We start from the raw sequence: 14,252 nt of genomic DNA, 5'->3' as shown, positions 1-14,252 counted from the left end.
TGTAATTTCAAGTGGAATGATGAATGTCGTTTCTTTTGGAACTGGCGAAAATCTTTCCGTTCCACAGTATCATTTTAAAATGATTTTCATTGCCTTTTGTTTATTAATATAAAAGAAGAATATTAACACACGTTGAGGCGGTATCACTGCTTATTCAAACTGATTGAACAAGGAAAATTAGCTAGTGAAGGTCCTACAGTAAGGAGTTTAAACATGAAATTCCATGAATTTGGTAATAAGAATTTGCCTCCTATTTTACTGATACATGGTGGTGGCAGTTCTTGGTGGAATTATCTTCGTCAAGCACGAATCCTGTCAGAAGAATACCGTATTATTCTACCCACTTTGAATGGCCACGGAGAGGAATATCAACTTGATTATGTTTCTACTGAAGATTCTGCTTTGGAGATTCTAGACTATATCAAAGCAAACTGTGGTGGGAAATTGTTTGCAATCGGTGGTGTTTCACTTGGTGGTCAAATTGCCATGGAGCTTTTATCTTTAGATAGTGAAATTGCTGAGAAGGCCATCATAGACGGAAGCCTCTGTATTCCTCAACCAAGGTTAGCTAAAATCAGAATCTTTCTAGTGTCTCTATTTGGTAAATTGATGTTCAATAAATTCTCTTGCAAACTTCAGTTAAGCATGATGAACAAACTCTATCCTAAACTGGCTTATCCAGAGGAAATAAAAGCTTATTATTTGGAGGATCTGCCAAGGACGCCTATTAAAACATTGGTGACCATTTACAAAACCTATATGGGGCATTACAAGCTGAAAGATATGATTTCTGCTAGCAAGGCTCAGGTTCTGTATATCTATGGTGAAAAAGAATTGAACTGTGTGAAAGAATCAGCGAAATTATTTCATCAGCTACATTCAAATACAATTTTGTATGAAGCAAAGGGCTATAACCACGGCTATTTATCAGCTTACCTACCTTATGAGTGGATTTATTTGGTGGTGCCATTTTTAAAGAGTGATTCATTAGAAATGTTTAACGAATCTGATATGCCATAAGGAGGAAACGGATGCTAGGAGCAATAATTGGAGATATTGTCGGTTCTGTTTACGAATGGAACAATATCAAAACAAAGGACTTTCCTTTATTTCGGAAGGATTGTTTTTTCACGGATGATACGGTGAGTCCGAACCGTTGAATGTGTAAGCTTGTTAGTGAAACGTTGCTAATCCTCAAAATAAAGAAACTAAAACTCCTTTATTTTGAGATGACAACATAAATTGTCTTTGAGGAAGGAGGTAAAATATTGATAGAAAGCAGACCTGAGTTCAATAAAGTCACATCATTTGATGAGTTTAATAAATACTACTGGTATCGTGATGAACTTTCACAGATATGCAAGTCATTAGGGCTTGAATATAGAGGTACAAAACAGGAACTTAATGATATTATTGAGCAGTACTTTAAGGGTAATTTGATTAAAAAATCATCAATAAAAGGGAAAAAGAAACGAGTAGAAGTCGTTGCCTTAGATACGCCCTTACTTGAATGTGGATTCTCCTTTAATGCACACTTTAGAGAATATTTCTCAACTTTAACAGATGTTTCGCCATTTAAATTTACTGCTGATATGGCGACTGCTTGGAGAAAAGTAAAAAGGGAACACGATTTGAATTTTACAATCCAAGATATGCTAAAAGTTTATTATGGAAATTCAGATTATGCCAAGTATGATCATTCAGTTTGTCAATGGAACCAGTTTTTAAAGGATTTTTGTGCAGATGAAAATAGCCGCAACTACTCAAACAAGTTAAAAATAGCTTCTATTCTTTGGAAAGAAGTTAGAAATTCAAAGGCTGAAAAAATTTATTCAAAGAATCTTTTGACTGAATATGCTGATAAAATAAACGAGTATGGGAAATAGAAAAATCAGTCTAAACTAATAGTTCACAAGGAGGAATCTTATGCTAGGAGCTATTATTGGAGATATTGTCGGTTCTGTTTACGAATAGAACAATATCAAAACGAAGAACTTTCCTTTATTTCGGAAAGATTGTTTTTTCACAGACGATATGGTTATGACCTGTGCTGTGGCAGAAGCCATCATTAATGGTGGTCTGGAGGATGACTTTATTGATGCTATGAAGAAATACGGCAAAATGTATCCCGATGCGGGCTACGGTGCTCGGTTTAGTAGTTGGATCAATAGTGACAATCGTAAGCCTTATAATAGCTTTGGAAATGGCTCTGCTATGCGTGTTTCTCCTTGTGCTTGGCTTATGGACTGTGGCTTTTGTGCAAGAACAGGTATGACACCATCAACTAGAAAGCTTGCACGACTTTCAGCAGAAGTCACCTATAATCATCCAGAAGGTATCAAAGGAGCCATGGCGACAACTGATGCTATCTTTCTGTGTCGTTATTACTTTGGAGGTTATTGTGGAGATTATGAGCAACCAATCAATGACAATCCTACAGAGTGCAAAAGACAGATTAAGGATTATATTGAGCAGGAATACGGCTACAATCTATCTCAAACTTTAGATGAAATCCGCCCTAACTATCGTTTTAACGAAACATGTCAAGAAACTGTCCCTCAAGCCATTATTGCTTTTCTTGAAAGTAGAGATTTCGAAGATGAGATAAGAAATGCCATCTCACTGGCAGCTTACGGTATCTCTGATTTGATCAAGGAAAAAGCCTTTTCTTACTTAGATGACCCCTTAAAGGATGTAGTCATTAGATGGGAAAATAGAATAAAAGCGTATTAATCTCCAGTACGTCAGATTTCTTTTTTCTGAGTTTTCATTGTATAATAGGGGTACATTTAGTTTCATATAATGAAATATAAAGATTTCTAACGAATATTAAGGAGAAAATCAATGAAAAAGGCAATGTTAATTATCAACCCTACTTCTGGTGGCGAGAAGGCTTTGGATTACAAAGATAAGCTGGAAAATAAAGCAAAAGAATACTTTGAGCACGTGGAAACCAAAATTACCGAAAAGGCGCTGGATGCAACACATTTTGCTGAGGAAGCTTCTAGTGAGCAGTACGATGCAGTGGTTGTGTTTGGTGGAGATGGGACTGTCAACGAAGTCATTTCGGGTATTGCTGAGAGAGACTACGTTCCTAAGTTGGGTATTATCCCAGGCGGTACGGGTAACCTTATTACAAAACTATTGGAAATCAATCAAGACATCGATGGGGCGATTGATGAACTCGATTTTAACTTAACTAATAAGATTGATATCGGTAAAGCGAATGACAATTATTTTGGTTATATCTTTAGTATCGGTTCTCTTCCTGAGGCGATTCACAATGTTGAAATCGAGGACAAGACAAAATTCGGTATTTTAGCCTATGCTGTAAATACTATGAAGTCTGTCATGACGGATCAGGTCTTTAACATTAAGGTTGAGACAGAAAATGGAAATTATGTTGGTGAAGCTAGTCATGTTTTGGTTCTCTTGACAAATTACTTCGCTGACAAAAAAATCTTTGAAGAAAATAAAGATGGCTATGCCAATATTTTGATTCTAAAAGATGCTTCTATATTCTCTAAATTATCCGTTATTCCTGATTTACTAAAAGGAGATGTTGTCGGCAATGATAATATTGAGTATATCAGAGCGCGTAATATTAAGATCTCTTCAGATAGTGAATTGGAGTCAGATGTTGATGGCGATAAATCCGATAACCTACCTGTAGAAATCAAAGTCCTAGCTCAGCGAGTAGAAGTATTTTCAAAACCGAAAGAGTAAAAGATAAAAATTAGTTTATTATTCACAACGAAATTAAGTTCTATATCAACGATTGGAGGAGGAATGAATTCTCTATTTGATGAATTTCGAACAATTTGTTCTCATTTAAACCAAGTCGGAATCACTCCGACGCTCATGGGGTCCTTGGGTTTTGAATACCGTTCAAATGAAGAATGGAGGCCGTCTGACATTGACATTCATGTGCCTGGTGATCCTAGAGGTTGGGAAGCACCTGATCATCTCAGAATTTATGAGTGGGACAAGATAATGAAAGTGATGAAAGACTTAGGCTACGCCTTAATAGATATTCATGAGCATGAATTCCAAAAAGATGGTCTGAGTATTGAATTCGGAAGTATCGATTCTTTACCTGATTTTGCAGGAGTTTCGGAATCGGATATAGAGTTGATTCATCTCGAAAACATCACTTTTCGCATTCCAAGTTTGGAACAGTTTTTAAGTATTTACAAGGCTTCTTCCCAAGATTCTTATCGAAATGAGCACAATAACAATAAGGATTTTAAAAAAATTGAGTGGCTGGAAAGACATTTGTAAATCATCATTTGGAAAGTAGCAAGTTGTAAGACTGGCTGCTTTTTTATTTATAGAACCAAACCACTAGAATCTACGGACAAGCCTTGAAAATAAAATACGAAAGTAGTATACTAGAATCACAATTATGAAAACGTTTGCGTAAAATTGAATTAAAACTTTAGGAGACAAATTGATGGAATTAAGTGCCATTTACCACAGACCAGAGTCGGAATATGCCTATCTTTATAAGGATAAGAAACTTCATATTCGGATTCGAACTAAGAAAGGGGACATTGGAAGTATCAACTTGCATTACGGTGATCCTTTTATCTTTATGGAGGAGTTTTATCAGGATACAAAAGAAATGGCCAAGATAACTTCTGATGCCTTATTTGACTATTGGCAAGTTGAAGTGTCCGTTGACTTTGCACGTATCCAGTATCTCTTTGAACTCACGGATACAGAGGGCCAGAGCATTTTGTACGGCGATAAAGGCTGCGTGGAAAATTCTCTAGAAAATCTTCATGCTATTGGAAATGGATTTAAGTTGCCTTATATACATGAGATTGATGCATGCCTGGTTCCTGACTGGATTTCAGATACGGTATGGTATCAGATATTTCCTGAGCGGTTTGCTAATGGAAATACTCGATTAAACCCAGAAGGGACTTTAGACTGGGACTCATCTCTCACACCTAAGAGTGATGATTTCTTTGGTGGTGATTTACAAGGTATTATAGACCATCTGGATTATTTGCAAGACTTGGGCATTACTGGACTTTATCTTTGTCCTATCTTTGAATCTACGAGCAATCATAAGTACAATACGACAGATTACTTTGAAATTGACTGTCATTTTGGAGACAAGGAGACCTTTCGGGAGCTGGTCGAGCAAGCTCATCAGAGTGGTATGAAAATCATGCTGGATGCTGTATTTAATCATATTGGTTCGCAATCGCCTCAATGGCAAGATGTTGTCAAAAATGGTGAGGAGTCCGCTTATAAGGATTGGTTCCATATCCAACAATTCCCAGTGACGACTGATAAGCTAGCCAATAGGAGAGAGTTACCCTATCATGCTTTTGGTTTTGAGGACTATATGCCTAAGCTAAATACAGCCAATCCTGAGGTCAAGGACTATCTTTTAAAGGTTGCGACTTATTGGATTGAAGAGTTTGATATCGATGCTTGGCGTTTGGATGTGGCTAATGAGATTGACCATCAGTTTTGGAAGGATTTTCGCAAGGCAGTTTTAGCTAAAAAGCCTGATCTTTATATTTTAGGAGAAGTCTGGCATACTGCTCAGCCTTGGCTAAATGGAGATGAGTTCCATGCGGTCATGAATTATCCTTTATCTGATAGCATCAAAGAGTATTTCTTACGAGGAATTAAGAAGACAGACCAGTTCATCGATGAAATCAATGGCCAATCTATGTATTACAAGCAGCAGATTTCAGAAGTTATGTTTAATCTCCTAGATTCGCATGATACAGAACGTATTTTGTGGACGGCAAATGAGGATGTTCAACTTGTCAAATCAGCTCTAGCCTTTCTCTTTTTACAAAAAGGAACCCCCTGCATCTATTACGGAACAGAGGTAGCTTTAACCGGAGGTCCAGACCCAGATTGTCGTCGTTGTATGCCTTGGGAACGCGTATCAAGTGACCATGATATGCTGAGCTTCATGAAGAAGCTGATTAATATTAGAAAATATGCGTCAGAAATCATTCCGCATGGCAAGTATAGCCTAAAAGAAATCCAACCAGATCTAGTAGCTTTGGAATGGAAATACGAAGGACAGGTTCTCAAAGCTATATTCAACCAATCAACAGAAGATTGTGTTGTAGAGAAAGAAACAGTATCACTAGCAAGCAATTGCCATGAATTAGAGAATCAGCTTGTGATTTCTCCAAAAGGATTTGTGATTTTTTACTAAAGAGCAATTAAGAGTGACAGGAAAATTGTAGTATAGAGAGCATTTTACAAACAGACTATTTGTCGTCTTGCTACAATTGGTATATAATTTAACTTAAAGAAAATAGGAGGACTGAACGAATGGAATTAAAAGATTTTACAGAAAAAGAACAGGAAATGATTAAGAAGGGACTTACGACGTCTAAGATTAGTGACAAGGAAACTGCTGAGAAGATTCTTGCGCTAGTACCACAAGACTTGATTAAGCGAATTCCGTTTTTTGTCAGAAAACATGCTACGACACGTACGATTAAACGTATTTCAATTGAACACCCTGAACTCTACGCTGCAGCTCAAACAAGTGGTGAGATTCCAGAAAAAGAACGCGAAGAATTGCGTCAAATTATCACGACTATCTTTGAGCAAAAGATGAATAAGCATAGTATTAAGTAGAGAATGAAAAAATATTTTATTGGCGGTTTGGGAAGCAATGTCTATCATAGCAAGGATTTTCTTCAAGAACTAGATTCGCAGGTTTACTTTCTAAATCCATATGAAAAGCGTCTTCGAGATGAAACAGAATTGAAATCATGGTTTAAAAATGAGATTGTAGAGGAAGAATCTATCTGTCTGATAGGTCATTCTCTTGGAGGAGATTTGGCGCGTTATCTTGCATCGGAATTTTATGAAGTGACAAAACTGATTCTTTTGGATGGTGGCTATCTAGATTTAGATAAGATTTTACCTTTAGATACAGAGTTAGAGGAAACTAAAAACTATATTGAATCTCAAGTCGTTTCGGACTTAAATCTTCTTATTTCTAAAGAAAAATCCGAAGCAAAGCATTGGTCAGAAAATATGGAGAAAGCCGCAAGACAGTCCTATAACTGGGATGCGGAGTATAATAGATATGAGTTAGCTATAAAATATGAAAATATAGAAGCGATACTCCGCCTACGAAGAAAAATCCAAGCTTTTAAGAGAGAAGTGGGAGATGCTTTGTTTATCAGTCCTCGCTATCCTAATGAAGCTACATGGAGAGAGGAAAACCTAAAAGAATTGCCAGACTATTTTGATACTATTCTTCTAGAGAACTTTGGCCATGAGCTTTATACTGAAGCACCTAAAGAAATCGCTAGTCTAATTAATGAGTGGTTCTCTTATTCTCTATGAGGTACTTGTATTGCTGGAAATGGTATAAGATTTAAATCTACAAATCATTAATACTCAGATAACAAAAAACGAACAGGCTCTTTTTCTGTCATTCAGAAGAAGAACTTGTTCGTTTTTATCTTACTTTCCTTAAAAAGCTCGATACACATAGGGATTTTCTGGTTTATCGACTTTTGTAAAACTGTCGATTTCCAAGGTTGGGAGATTTTGTTTGAGTTCTTTATGGTAGTGATTGACCAGTTTTCCTTTGGCTGTTATCCAGGTGTTGTTCTCATACTGACGGGTATTTCCCTTTGTCAGCAATCCATAGACACCAGAATCTGCGATACAGTGAATAATGCCGAAGCGGAACAGAAATTGACTATTGGCATGACTGGGGTCGTTATAGACAAAGCCTGTGAACTGGACTGTCTTACCCTCAAACTCATCTGGATAGTCGTAGATAGCCTCCATGACTTCCATATAGTTTTCATTAGTGATCTGAATACTATCTTGGGACAAGTATTTATCCGCCGCCGTTCTCATTTCCTTTTCATAAGCTGATTTTGAAAAATAAGAACTGGTATCTGGTTTCAAGTATTGGCTTGTCGTCCCTTCACTGGTCTGGATGGCTTGATCCGTTCCTTCCGATAAGGGGAAATGATATCCTTTGGCAGAAACAGTCTGAGAATCCAAGCTAACAGTTGGGAAAGTTAAACCGACGACAATCGGAATAGCCAGAAGCGCAACACTTGTCACCCTGGCCAATCGACCGTTCAAATGACTGTGGGTTTTAACTTGCTTCATCCAGATATACAATTGAACAATTGCTAGGATAAAGGAAAGTACCATGGAAATATAGGCCAGATAGGAGTAGTGCATGTTGATGTACTGGTTTAATTTGCCTGACAGATGAAGATAAATGGTCAATTCAAAATAGCCAGCTAAAACTAAAAATCGAATCATAGGATGACTCCAATCAAGAGAGAATAGACTAAGACGACAAGAGTCACAATCGTAATGAAGTGACTGATAAATCGTGTTTTCAAGTAATGTTTCATCATGAGAATATTTTTGATATCCAGCATTGGGCCAATGACGAGAAAGGCCAGAACTGGTGCCAAACCGAAACTCGAGAGTAGAGAGGCCCCAATAAAGGCATCGGCCTCACTACAGAGCGAAAGAAGAAAGGCCAAAAGCATCAAGAGCAGGATGGCAAAAATAGGGGTTGCACTGATAGAGGTCAGAATCTGAGTCGGAACGTAGACCTGTATTATAGAAGCAAAGAGACAGCCAAATACCAAATAACGTCCCGTATCAAAAAATTCATCAATGGCCTGCACAAAGACCTGAAAAACTTTTTTTGCAGGGCTTAAGTGAGAAAAATCATGCTCATGACAGGCCAACCGATTTTCTTTTTGAATCGGTTCTTGCCAGAAAAATCCCAGAAAAATCCCAAGTATCACAGCTACAAGAATGGAACCAAGAGCTCGTAACAGAGCGACATGGAAGGAGTTGCCAAAGGCAGAATAGGTCGCAAAGAGGACAATAGGATTGATAACAGGTGCTGTTACAAGAAAAGGAACAGCCGTGTAACTGGGGACCTTCTTTTCCAGAAAACGATTGATAATGGGGACAATTCCACATTCACAAGAGGGAAAAAGTATCCCGACGAAGGTACCAAAAAAGATTCTCCCCCAACGATTTCGAGGGAGAAAATGATACACCTTATCAGGTGTGATATAAACCTCAATTAACCCTGAGACAATGCTTCCTATCAGAACGAAGGGAAGGGCTTCAATGATAATGGAGAGAAAAATAGCCCCAGTCTGAAGCACACTAGATGGGAGTTCTTGGAAAGCAGTCATCTAGTTTTTCTTTTCTGCTTTGGCTTTTTTCTCTTTGTCATCAGGGAAAGTAACTTGTTTCAAATCAGGGAGTTTCGCAAACTCCTCAAACATCTTATCCAAGTCGTCCGTTTTTGTAAATTTTACAGCCATAGGTGTACCTCGATTCTAAATTCTACCTCTATTATACTATTATTTTTGGGAAAAGGAAAAAGTTAAAATTGAGTATCTAACGAATAATAGAGCTTGATATATCCTAATATACACCATAATTGTGATATAATAGTTGTGGAATAACGGAGGAAATGATGGAACACTAAAAAATCGGTCAGGTTACCGATGAAGTAAAAAATTTTTTGATATTGTTCTTGAAGCGAGCGACATAAAGGTCAACAAAGACGGTTTGAGAAGCCATATGATAAAACGCCATCACAATGATGTGATTCATCATATTGAAGACCTGGAACTCATACTAAGGAACCCAGATTTCGTTGGGGTCAATCCACGAGAGAAAGATGCTAGTTTTGAATACGTAAAAAGATTTGATGATAATGTTCTTGTTGCCATCAAGTTACATAAAAGCGGCGATTTCTTTTATGTTCCGACCATGTATCGCTTACAAGATTTCAAGTTACAAAGTCGTATCAAGTCTGGTAGATTGAGAAAGCTTGACCAAAAAAGTAGATAGTGCTAGAATAAAGTTAACGAGAGACATTTGAGGGCAGAAAGGTTCCTGCCGCACCTTGAAAAAGGTATCTGAGATGCTGGGTACACCGACCAGCCAAGTGTCCGTTATTTCAAAGGAGGGAGCTTAAATGCTCCTTTTTTGTTTAAAAATTTCAAAAAAGATTATCCCCACCGCAGGCTTAGGCTTGCGATTTTTATTTGCTCTGAAAATTGATTCGTTAACTTCAACAAATAGCTTTATAAAGCGTTTTGTAAAAAATAAAAACAGTGAAATTACTCATAGATTCTTTTGTAAACTATTAGAATTAAATTGCAACCTTCTCAATAAATAGAATATTGAAATGAAGCAAATTTATTCACCAACTTATGTTTTAAAATTGTAAGAGCTAATTTGAAATGTTTAGCTTGTGGTATAATAGATTCATGGATAAAAAATATGAAAAAATCTCCCAAGATTTGGGAGTGACGTTAAAGCAAATTGATACTGTTCTAAGTTTGACTGCCGAAGGGGCGACTATTCCCTTTATCGCGCGTTATCGCAAGGACATGACTGGTAGTCTGGATGAGGTGGCGATTAAGGCCATTATTGACTTGGATAAAAGCCTGACCAACCTCAATTACCGTAAGGAAGCTGTTTTGGCTAAGATTCAAGAACAAGGAAAGCTAACAAAGGAATTGGAAGAAGCTATCTTAGCTGCCGAAAAACTAGCAGATGTTGAAGAACTCTATCTTCCATACAAGGAGAAACGTCGAACCAAGGCAACAATTGCCCGTGAAGCAGGACTCTTTCCTCTTGCTCGCCTGATTTTGCAGAATGTAGCTGACTTAGAGAAAGAAGCTGAGAAGTTTGTCTGTGAAGGATTTATGACTGGTAAGGAAGCTTTGGCTGGTGCAGTTGATATCTTGGTCGAAGCCTTATCGGAAGATGTGACACTGCGCGCCATGACTTATCAGGAGGTGCTGAGACACTCTAAACTCACTTCTCAAGTCAAGAATGAAAGTCTTGATGAAAAGCAGGTTTTTCAGATTTATTATGATTTTTCAGAGACGGTTGGAAATATGCAAGGTTATCGTACCTTAGCCCTCAATCGTGGGGAGAAGCTAGGTGTCTTGAAGGTCGGTTTTGAACATGCGACGGACCGTATCCTTGCCTTCTTTGCAACTCGTTTTAAGGTGAAAAACGCCTATATTGATGAAGTTGTTCAGCAATCGGTTAAGAAAAAGGTCTTGCCTGCTATCGAGCGCCGTATTCGGACAGAATTGACTGAAAAAGCAGAAGAAGGAGCTATCCAACTCTTTTCTGACAACCTGCGCAATCTCCTCTTGGTTGCTCCATTGAAAGGGCGCGTGGTTCTTGGATTTGACCCTGCCTTTCGTACAGGTGCCAAGCTAGCTGTCGTTGATGCAACTGGGAAAATGCTGACAACTCAGGTCATTTATCCTGTCAAACCAGCCTCTGCTCGTCAAATCGAAGAAGCTAAGAAAGATCTGGCAGACTTGATTGGTCAATACGGTGTAGAGATTATTGCTATCGGAAATGGAACGGCCAGTCGTGAAAGTGAAGCTTTTGTGGTGGAAGTTCTGAAAGATTTCTCAGGAGTTAGCTATGTTATCGTCAATGAAAGTGGTGCTTCTGTCTATTCTGCCAGCGAACTTGCTCGTCAGGAGTTTCCAGATTTGACCGTTGAAAAACGCTCAGCCATCTCTATCGCCCGTCGTTTGCAAGATCCCCTTGCGGAATTGGTCAAAATCGATCCTAAGTCAATCGGTGTCGGCCAGTACCAGCATGATGTCAGCCAGAAGAAACTTTCTGAAAGTCTGGACTTTGTTGTCGATACAGTGGTTAACCAAGTCGGTGTCAATGTCAATACAGCCAGCCCAGCTCTTCTTTCCCATGTCGCTGGACTTAATAAAACTATTTCTGAAAATATTGTCAAATACCGTGAGGAAGAGGGAAAAATCACTTCACGCGCCCAAATCAAGAAAGTTCCTCGTCTGGGGGCCAAGGCCTTTGAACAGGCAGCTGGTTTCCTCCGTATCCCTGAAAGTAGCAATATCCTTGATAACACAGGAGTTCACCCAGAAAATTACGCCGCCGTTAAGGAACTTTTCAAACGTTTGGACATTACAGACTTGAATGAAGAAGTCCAAAGTAAACTCAAGTCCCTTTCAATCAAAGATATGGCGCAAGAGCTAGACCTTGGTCCAGAAACCCTTAAAGATATCATTGCAGACCTTCTCAAACCAGGTCGAGATTTCCGTGATTCCTTTGACGCACCTGTGCTTCGCCAAGATGTCCTAGATATCAAGGATTTAGTGGTTGGTCAGAAGCTAGAGGGTGTGGTGCGTAATGTAGTTGACTTTGGTGCCTTCGTTGACATTGGAATTCACGAAGACGGCTTGATTCACATTTCGCATATGAGTCGCAAATTTATCAAACACCCAAGCCAAGTGGTGTCAGTCGGAGATTTGGTAACGGTTTGGGTTAAGAAAATCGATACTGAACGTGAAAAAGTCAATCTGTCGCTTCTCGCTCCAAATGAAACTGACTGATTACGTTAAACAGGTTTCACTAGAAGACTTCGGCAGACCTTTTATCCATCATGTCCAGTGGAATAGGCGTCTACGTTCGACAGGTGGGCGGTTTTTCCCAAAAGATGGGCATTTGGATTTTAATCCCAAAGTTTATCAGGAATTGGGGTTGGATGTTTTTAGGAAAATTGTCCGACATGAACTCTGTCATTATCACCTCTATTTTCAAGGGAAGGGCTATCAACACAAGGATCTAGATTTTAAGGAACTTTTGAAAGCAGTGGATGGATTACGCTTTGTTCCATCCTTGCCCAATAGTAACGCCAAGCCAAGCAAGCTCTATCGTTGCCAATCCTGCCAGCAAAGTTATCATCGCAAGCGAAGGATTGATACCAAACGCTATCGCTGTGGACTTTGTCGAGGTAAATTGCTACTAGTAAATCAGCCTGAGGACTGATGAAAGCCGAGCCTACCCGTGATATACTATGACTAACCTAGCAGAAAGAGGAAATATCATGAACAGTAAATTTTATAAAATGAGACGAAATCGTATGATTTCAGGAGTTCTGGCAGGTTTGTCAGACAAGTGGAACTTTGATGTTACCCTTGTTCGTTTTCTATTTGCTATTTTTACAGTCGCAAACTTTGGACTTGGCGTGATTATCTATATCATCCTAGCTTCTATCATGCCAACCAAGGAAGAGATCGAAGCAGAAATGTACGGAACAGGTCCACGAAAACGCAAAGAAGCCCAAGCCATTGACGATAATGAAGGATGGTTTTGGTGAGGTACTTAGCTAATAAGGTAATAGTTTCTTACACATTTATAGAAATAGGATTTTTTTGTACATGGCTAATAGTATTCTACAAAAGATTAGGAATAAGCAAAAAGCTTTAAATCAATAGTCTAAACTCCTTGATTTAAAGCTTTTTTACTTTTATAGTCATTTAGTTTTAAAAAAGCGTTTCAAACATTCAAAAATATTTGGAACTTCCCTTAATAAATCCATCACTTTCTTTTTCAAGATAGCCCAAGCTGGCTCAATAGGATTCAAATCTGGTGAATAAGGTGGTAGAGGTAAGAAAAAGTTCTTATCTTGAATGCAAAGCTCATCCAAAATGTTCTTAGGATGAAAACTAGCATTGTCCATGACAATGACATGAGGGCTCTTCAAAACAGGTAGAAGTTGCGTTTTGAACCACTCCACAAAGAAATTACTCGTCATACTTTCCTTGTAAATCATAGAAGCTATAAACTCTCCGTCTACTTGTCCTGCAACAATTGAAGTCCGCTAATCTTTTCATAGACTTTTTCCCCTCTAGGAGCCCGTGCATAAGGACGATAGAAGTAGCGGTCGACTCCTGTTTCATCAATATATACGACTGGTAAATCTTTTAGGTTATCCAAAATATCAAGAAACTCAGCGACTTTCTCTGGATTTTTTTCCTTAAAGCTAGTCGTCATTTTTTAAAGTGACATGAATCTGCTTTAAAGCTGCCCATACTGAAGGAACAACACAATCAAAATGTGCCACAATTTCCCGTAAAAAAGTGTCTGGATGAGCCTCTACAAAGGCTTTCAATTCCTCTAAAGTAATCTTCCGCTTTTTGACGACTCGCTTTCTCCGCTCTAAGTGTCCTTGTTTGCGTCTTTCTTTTCCCACGTGAAGAGAGTTCTGACGCCAACATCAAAAACTTTAGATGCTTCGACATGGCGGTGTCCCTCTTTGATGTAATCTAATGCTCCTTGCTTAAAATCAGTACTATATATCATAGCTTTTGTTTAAAACTAAGCAACTATAAAATTGAAAAGGATGGAAAAAAGGTTGCATTTATGATATAATTTATTTTAAAGACCTT

At 38.3% G+C, this 14,252-nt stretch carries 16 protein-coding genes and 1 pseudogene; 13 read left to right on the top strand and 4 right to left on the bottom strand.

Annotated features, from left to right (window positions below):
- The first annotated feature begins 213 nt into the window (after nucleotides 1-213).
- The 9 genes from FJR77_RS03685 (at nucleotide 214) to FJR77_RS03645 (ending at nucleotide 7,347) form a co-directional block, all read left to right on the top strand.
- Entirely contained in the window at nucleotides 214-1,020 is an 807-nt protein-coding gene (locus FJR77_RS03685; RefSeq protein ID WP_140832760.1) for an alpha/beta hydrolase, read from the top strand.
- Nucleotides 1,021-1,031: 11 nt separating this feature from the next.
- Nucleotides 1,032-1,160 carry an ADP-ribosylglycohydrolase gene (locus tag FJR77_RS10440; RefSeq protein WP_140832758.1) on the top strand — a complete coding sequence of 43 codons (129 nt, stop codon included), beginning with the start codon at nucleotides 1,032-1,034 and terminating at the stop codon, nucleotides 1,158-1,160.
- Nucleotides 1,161-1,268: 108 nt separating this feature from the next.
- Nucleotides 1,269-1,886 (top strand): SAP domain-containing protein, encoded by a 618-nt coding sequence (locus FJR77_RS03675; protein ID WP_140832756.1) that lies wholly within the window; start codon nucleotides 1,269-1,271, stop codon nucleotides 1,884-1,886.
- A 94-nt stretch (nucleotides 1,887-1,980) separates the two neighbouring features.
- Nucleotides 1,981-2,733, top strand: a complete 753-nt coding sequence (locus FJR77_RS03670; RefSeq protein ID WP_235888713.1) for an ADP-ribosylglycohydrolase family protein — start codon at nucleotides 1,981-1,983, stop codon at nucleotides 2,731-2,733.
- Between the two features lie 111 nt (nucleotides 2,734-2,844).
- The gene (locus FJR77_RS03665) at nucleotides 2,845-3,726 is read left to right on the top strand and encodes a diacylglycerol/lipid kinase family protein (protein ID WP_140832754.1); all 882 of its coding nucleotides are present in this window, start codon (nucleotides 2,845-2,847) and stop codon (nucleotides 3,724-3,726) included.
- Nucleotides 3,727-3,789: 63 nt separating this feature from the next.
- Nucleotides 3,790-4,281, top strand: coding sequence for a phosphoribosylanthranilate isomerase (locus FJR77_RS03660; protein WP_140832751.1), 492 nt, complete (start codon nucleotides 3,790-3,792; stop codon nucleotides 4,279-4,281).
- A gap of 172 nt (nucleotides 4,282-4,453) precedes the next feature.
- Nucleotides 4,454-6,196 carry a glycoside hydrolase family 13 protein gene (locus tag FJR77_RS03655; RefSeq protein ID WP_140832749.1) on the top strand — a complete coding sequence of 581 codons (1,743 nt, stop codon included), beginning with the start codon at nucleotides 4,454-4,456 and terminating at the stop codon, nucleotides 6,194-6,196.
- A gap of 119 nt (nucleotides 6,197-6,315) precedes the next feature.
- A complete protein-coding gene (locus tag FJR77_RS03650) occupies nucleotides 6,316-6,627 on the top strand; it encodes a hypothetical protein (RefSeq protein ID WP_000420556.1) in 312 nt (103 codons plus the stop codon).
- Between the two features lie 3 nt (nucleotides 6,628-6,630).
- On the top strand, nucleotides 6,631-7,347 hold the full coding sequence (locus FJR77_RS03645; protein ID WP_140832747.1) for an alpha/beta hydrolase: 717 nt from the start codon (nucleotides 6,631-6,633) through the stop codon (nucleotides 7,345-7,347).
- Nucleotides 7,348-7,476: 129 nt separating this feature from the next.
- On the opposite strand, the gene FJR77_RS03640 is transcribed toward FJR77_RS03645, so the two are convergent.
- From FJR77_RS03640 to FJR77_RS10410, 3 genes are read right to left on the bottom strand one after another with little or no spacing between them, the layout of a single operon-like run.
- Nucleotides 7,477-8,292 carry a TIGR03943 family putative permease subunit gene (locus FJR77_RS03640; RefSeq protein WP_140832745.1) on the bottom strand — a complete coding sequence of 272 codons (816 nt, stop codon included), beginning with the start codon at nucleotides 8,290-8,292 and terminating at the stop codon, nucleotides 7,477-7,479.
- Entirely contained in the window at nucleotides 8,289-9,194 is a 906-nt protein-coding gene (locus FJR77_RS03635) for a permease (RefSeq protein WP_140832742.1), read from the bottom strand. Before FJR77_RS03635 ends, FJR77_RS03640 begins: the two co-directional genes overlap by 4 nt.
- A complete protein-coding gene (locus FJR77_RS10410; protein ID WP_004234728.1) occupies nucleotides 9,195-9,326 on the bottom strand; it encodes an SPJ_0845 family protein in 132 nt (43 codons plus the stop codon).
- A gap of 262 nt (nucleotides 9,327-9,588) precedes the next feature.
- Here FJR77_RS10410 and FJR77_RS03625 point away from each other — a divergent pair, with 262 nt between their 5' ends.
- From FJR77_RS03625 to FJR77_RS03610, 4 genes are all read left to right on the top strand, one after another.
- Nucleotides 9,589-9,861 carry a PBECR3 domain-containing polyvalent protein gene (locus FJR77_RS03625; protein ID WP_235888712.1) on the top strand — a complete coding sequence of 91 codons (273 nt, stop codon included), beginning with the start codon at nucleotides 9,589-9,591 and terminating at the stop codon, nucleotides 9,859-9,861.
- Nucleotides 9,862-10,283: 422 nt separating this feature from the next.
- Nucleotides 10,284-12,413, top strand: coding sequence for a Tex family protein (locus FJR77_RS03620; RefSeq protein ID WP_140832740.1), 2,130 nt, complete (start codon nucleotides 10,284-10,286; stop codon nucleotides 12,411-12,413).
- A complete protein-coding gene (locus FJR77_RS03615; RefSeq protein WP_140832738.1) occupies nucleotides 12,400-12,849 on the top strand; it encodes a SprT family protein in 450 nt (149 codons plus the stop codon). Before FJR77_RS03620 ends, FJR77_RS03615 begins: the two co-directional genes overlap by 14 nt.
- A 58-nt stretch (nucleotides 12,850-12,907) precedes the next feature.
- Nucleotides 12,908-13,180, top strand: a complete 273-nt coding sequence (locus FJR77_RS03610) for a PspC domain-containing protein (protein ID WP_001085044.1) — start codon at nucleotides 12,908-12,910, stop codon at nucleotides 13,178-13,180.
- 156 nt (nucleotides 13,181-13,336) lie between these two features.
- On the opposite strand, the pseudogene FJR77_RS10205 reads toward FJR77_RS03610, so the two are convergent.
- A pseudogene (locus FJR77_RS10205) lies at nucleotides 13,337-14,166 on the bottom strand (IS630 family transposase).
- Nucleotides 14,167-14,252: the final 86 nt, after the last annotated feature.

Source organism: Streptococcus shenyangsis, assembly GCF_006385785.1.
Lineage (GTDB): Bacteria > Bacillota > Bacilli > Lactobacillales > Streptococcaceae > Streptococcus > Streptococcus shenyangsis.
Note: the sequence above shows the minus strand (reverse complement) of the source record. Positions and strands in the feature narration are given on the sequence as shown.

Coding starts and splice junctions, on each gene's coding strand:
- FJR77_RS03685 (WP_140832760.1), top strand. CDS start 214: ATGAAATTCCATGAATTTGGTAATAAGAATTTGCCTCCTATTTTACTG.
- FJR77_RS10440 (WP_140832758.1), top strand. CDS start 1,032: ATGCTAGGAGCAATAATTGGAGATATTGTCGGTTCTGTTTACGAATGG.
- FJR77_RS03665 (WP_140832754.1), top strand. CDS start 2,845: ATGAAAAAGGCAATGTTAATTATCAACCCTACTTCTGGTGGCGAGAAG.
- FJR77_RS03660 (WP_140832751.1), top strand. CDS start 3,790: ATGAATTCTCTATTTGATGAATTTCGAACAATTTGTTCTCATTTAAAC.
- FJR77_RS03655 (WP_140832749.1), top strand. CDS start 4,454: ATGGAATTAAGTGCCATTTACCACAGACCAGAGTCGGAATATGCCTAT.
- FJR77_RS03650 (WP_000420556.1), top strand. CDS start 6,316: ATGGAATTAAAAGATTTTACAGAAAAAGAACAGGAAATGATTAAGAAG.
- FJR77_RS03645 (WP_140832747.1), top strand. CDS start 6,631: ATGAAAAAATATTTTATTGGCGGTTTGGGAAGCAATGTCTATCATAGC.
- FJR77_RS03640 (WP_140832745.1), bottom strand. CDS start 8,292: ATGATTCGATTTTTAGTTTTAGCTGGCTATTTTGAATTGACCATTTAT.
- FJR77_RS03635 (WP_140832742.1), bottom strand. CDS start 9,194: ATGACTGCTTTCCAAGAACTCCCATCTAGTGTGCTTCAGACTGGGGCT.
- FJR77_RS10410 (WP_004234728.1), bottom strand. CDS start 9,326: ATGGCTGTAAAATTTACAAAAACGGACGACTTGGATAAGATGTTTGAG.
- FJR77_RS03625 (WP_235888712.1), top strand. CDS start 9,589: ATGATAAAACGCCATCACAATGATGTGATTCATCATATTGAAGACCTG.
- FJR77_RS03620 (WP_140832740.1), top strand. CDS start 10,284: ATGGATAAAAAATATGAAAAAATCTCCCAAGATTTGGGAGTGACGTTA.
- FJR77_RS03615 (WP_140832738.1), top strand. CDS start 12,400: ATGAAACTGACTGATTACGTTAAACAGGTTTCACTAGAAGACTTCGGC.
- FJR77_RS03610 (WP_001085044.1), top strand. CDS start 12,908: ATGAACAGTAAATTTTATAAAATGAGACGAAATCGTATGATTTCAGGA.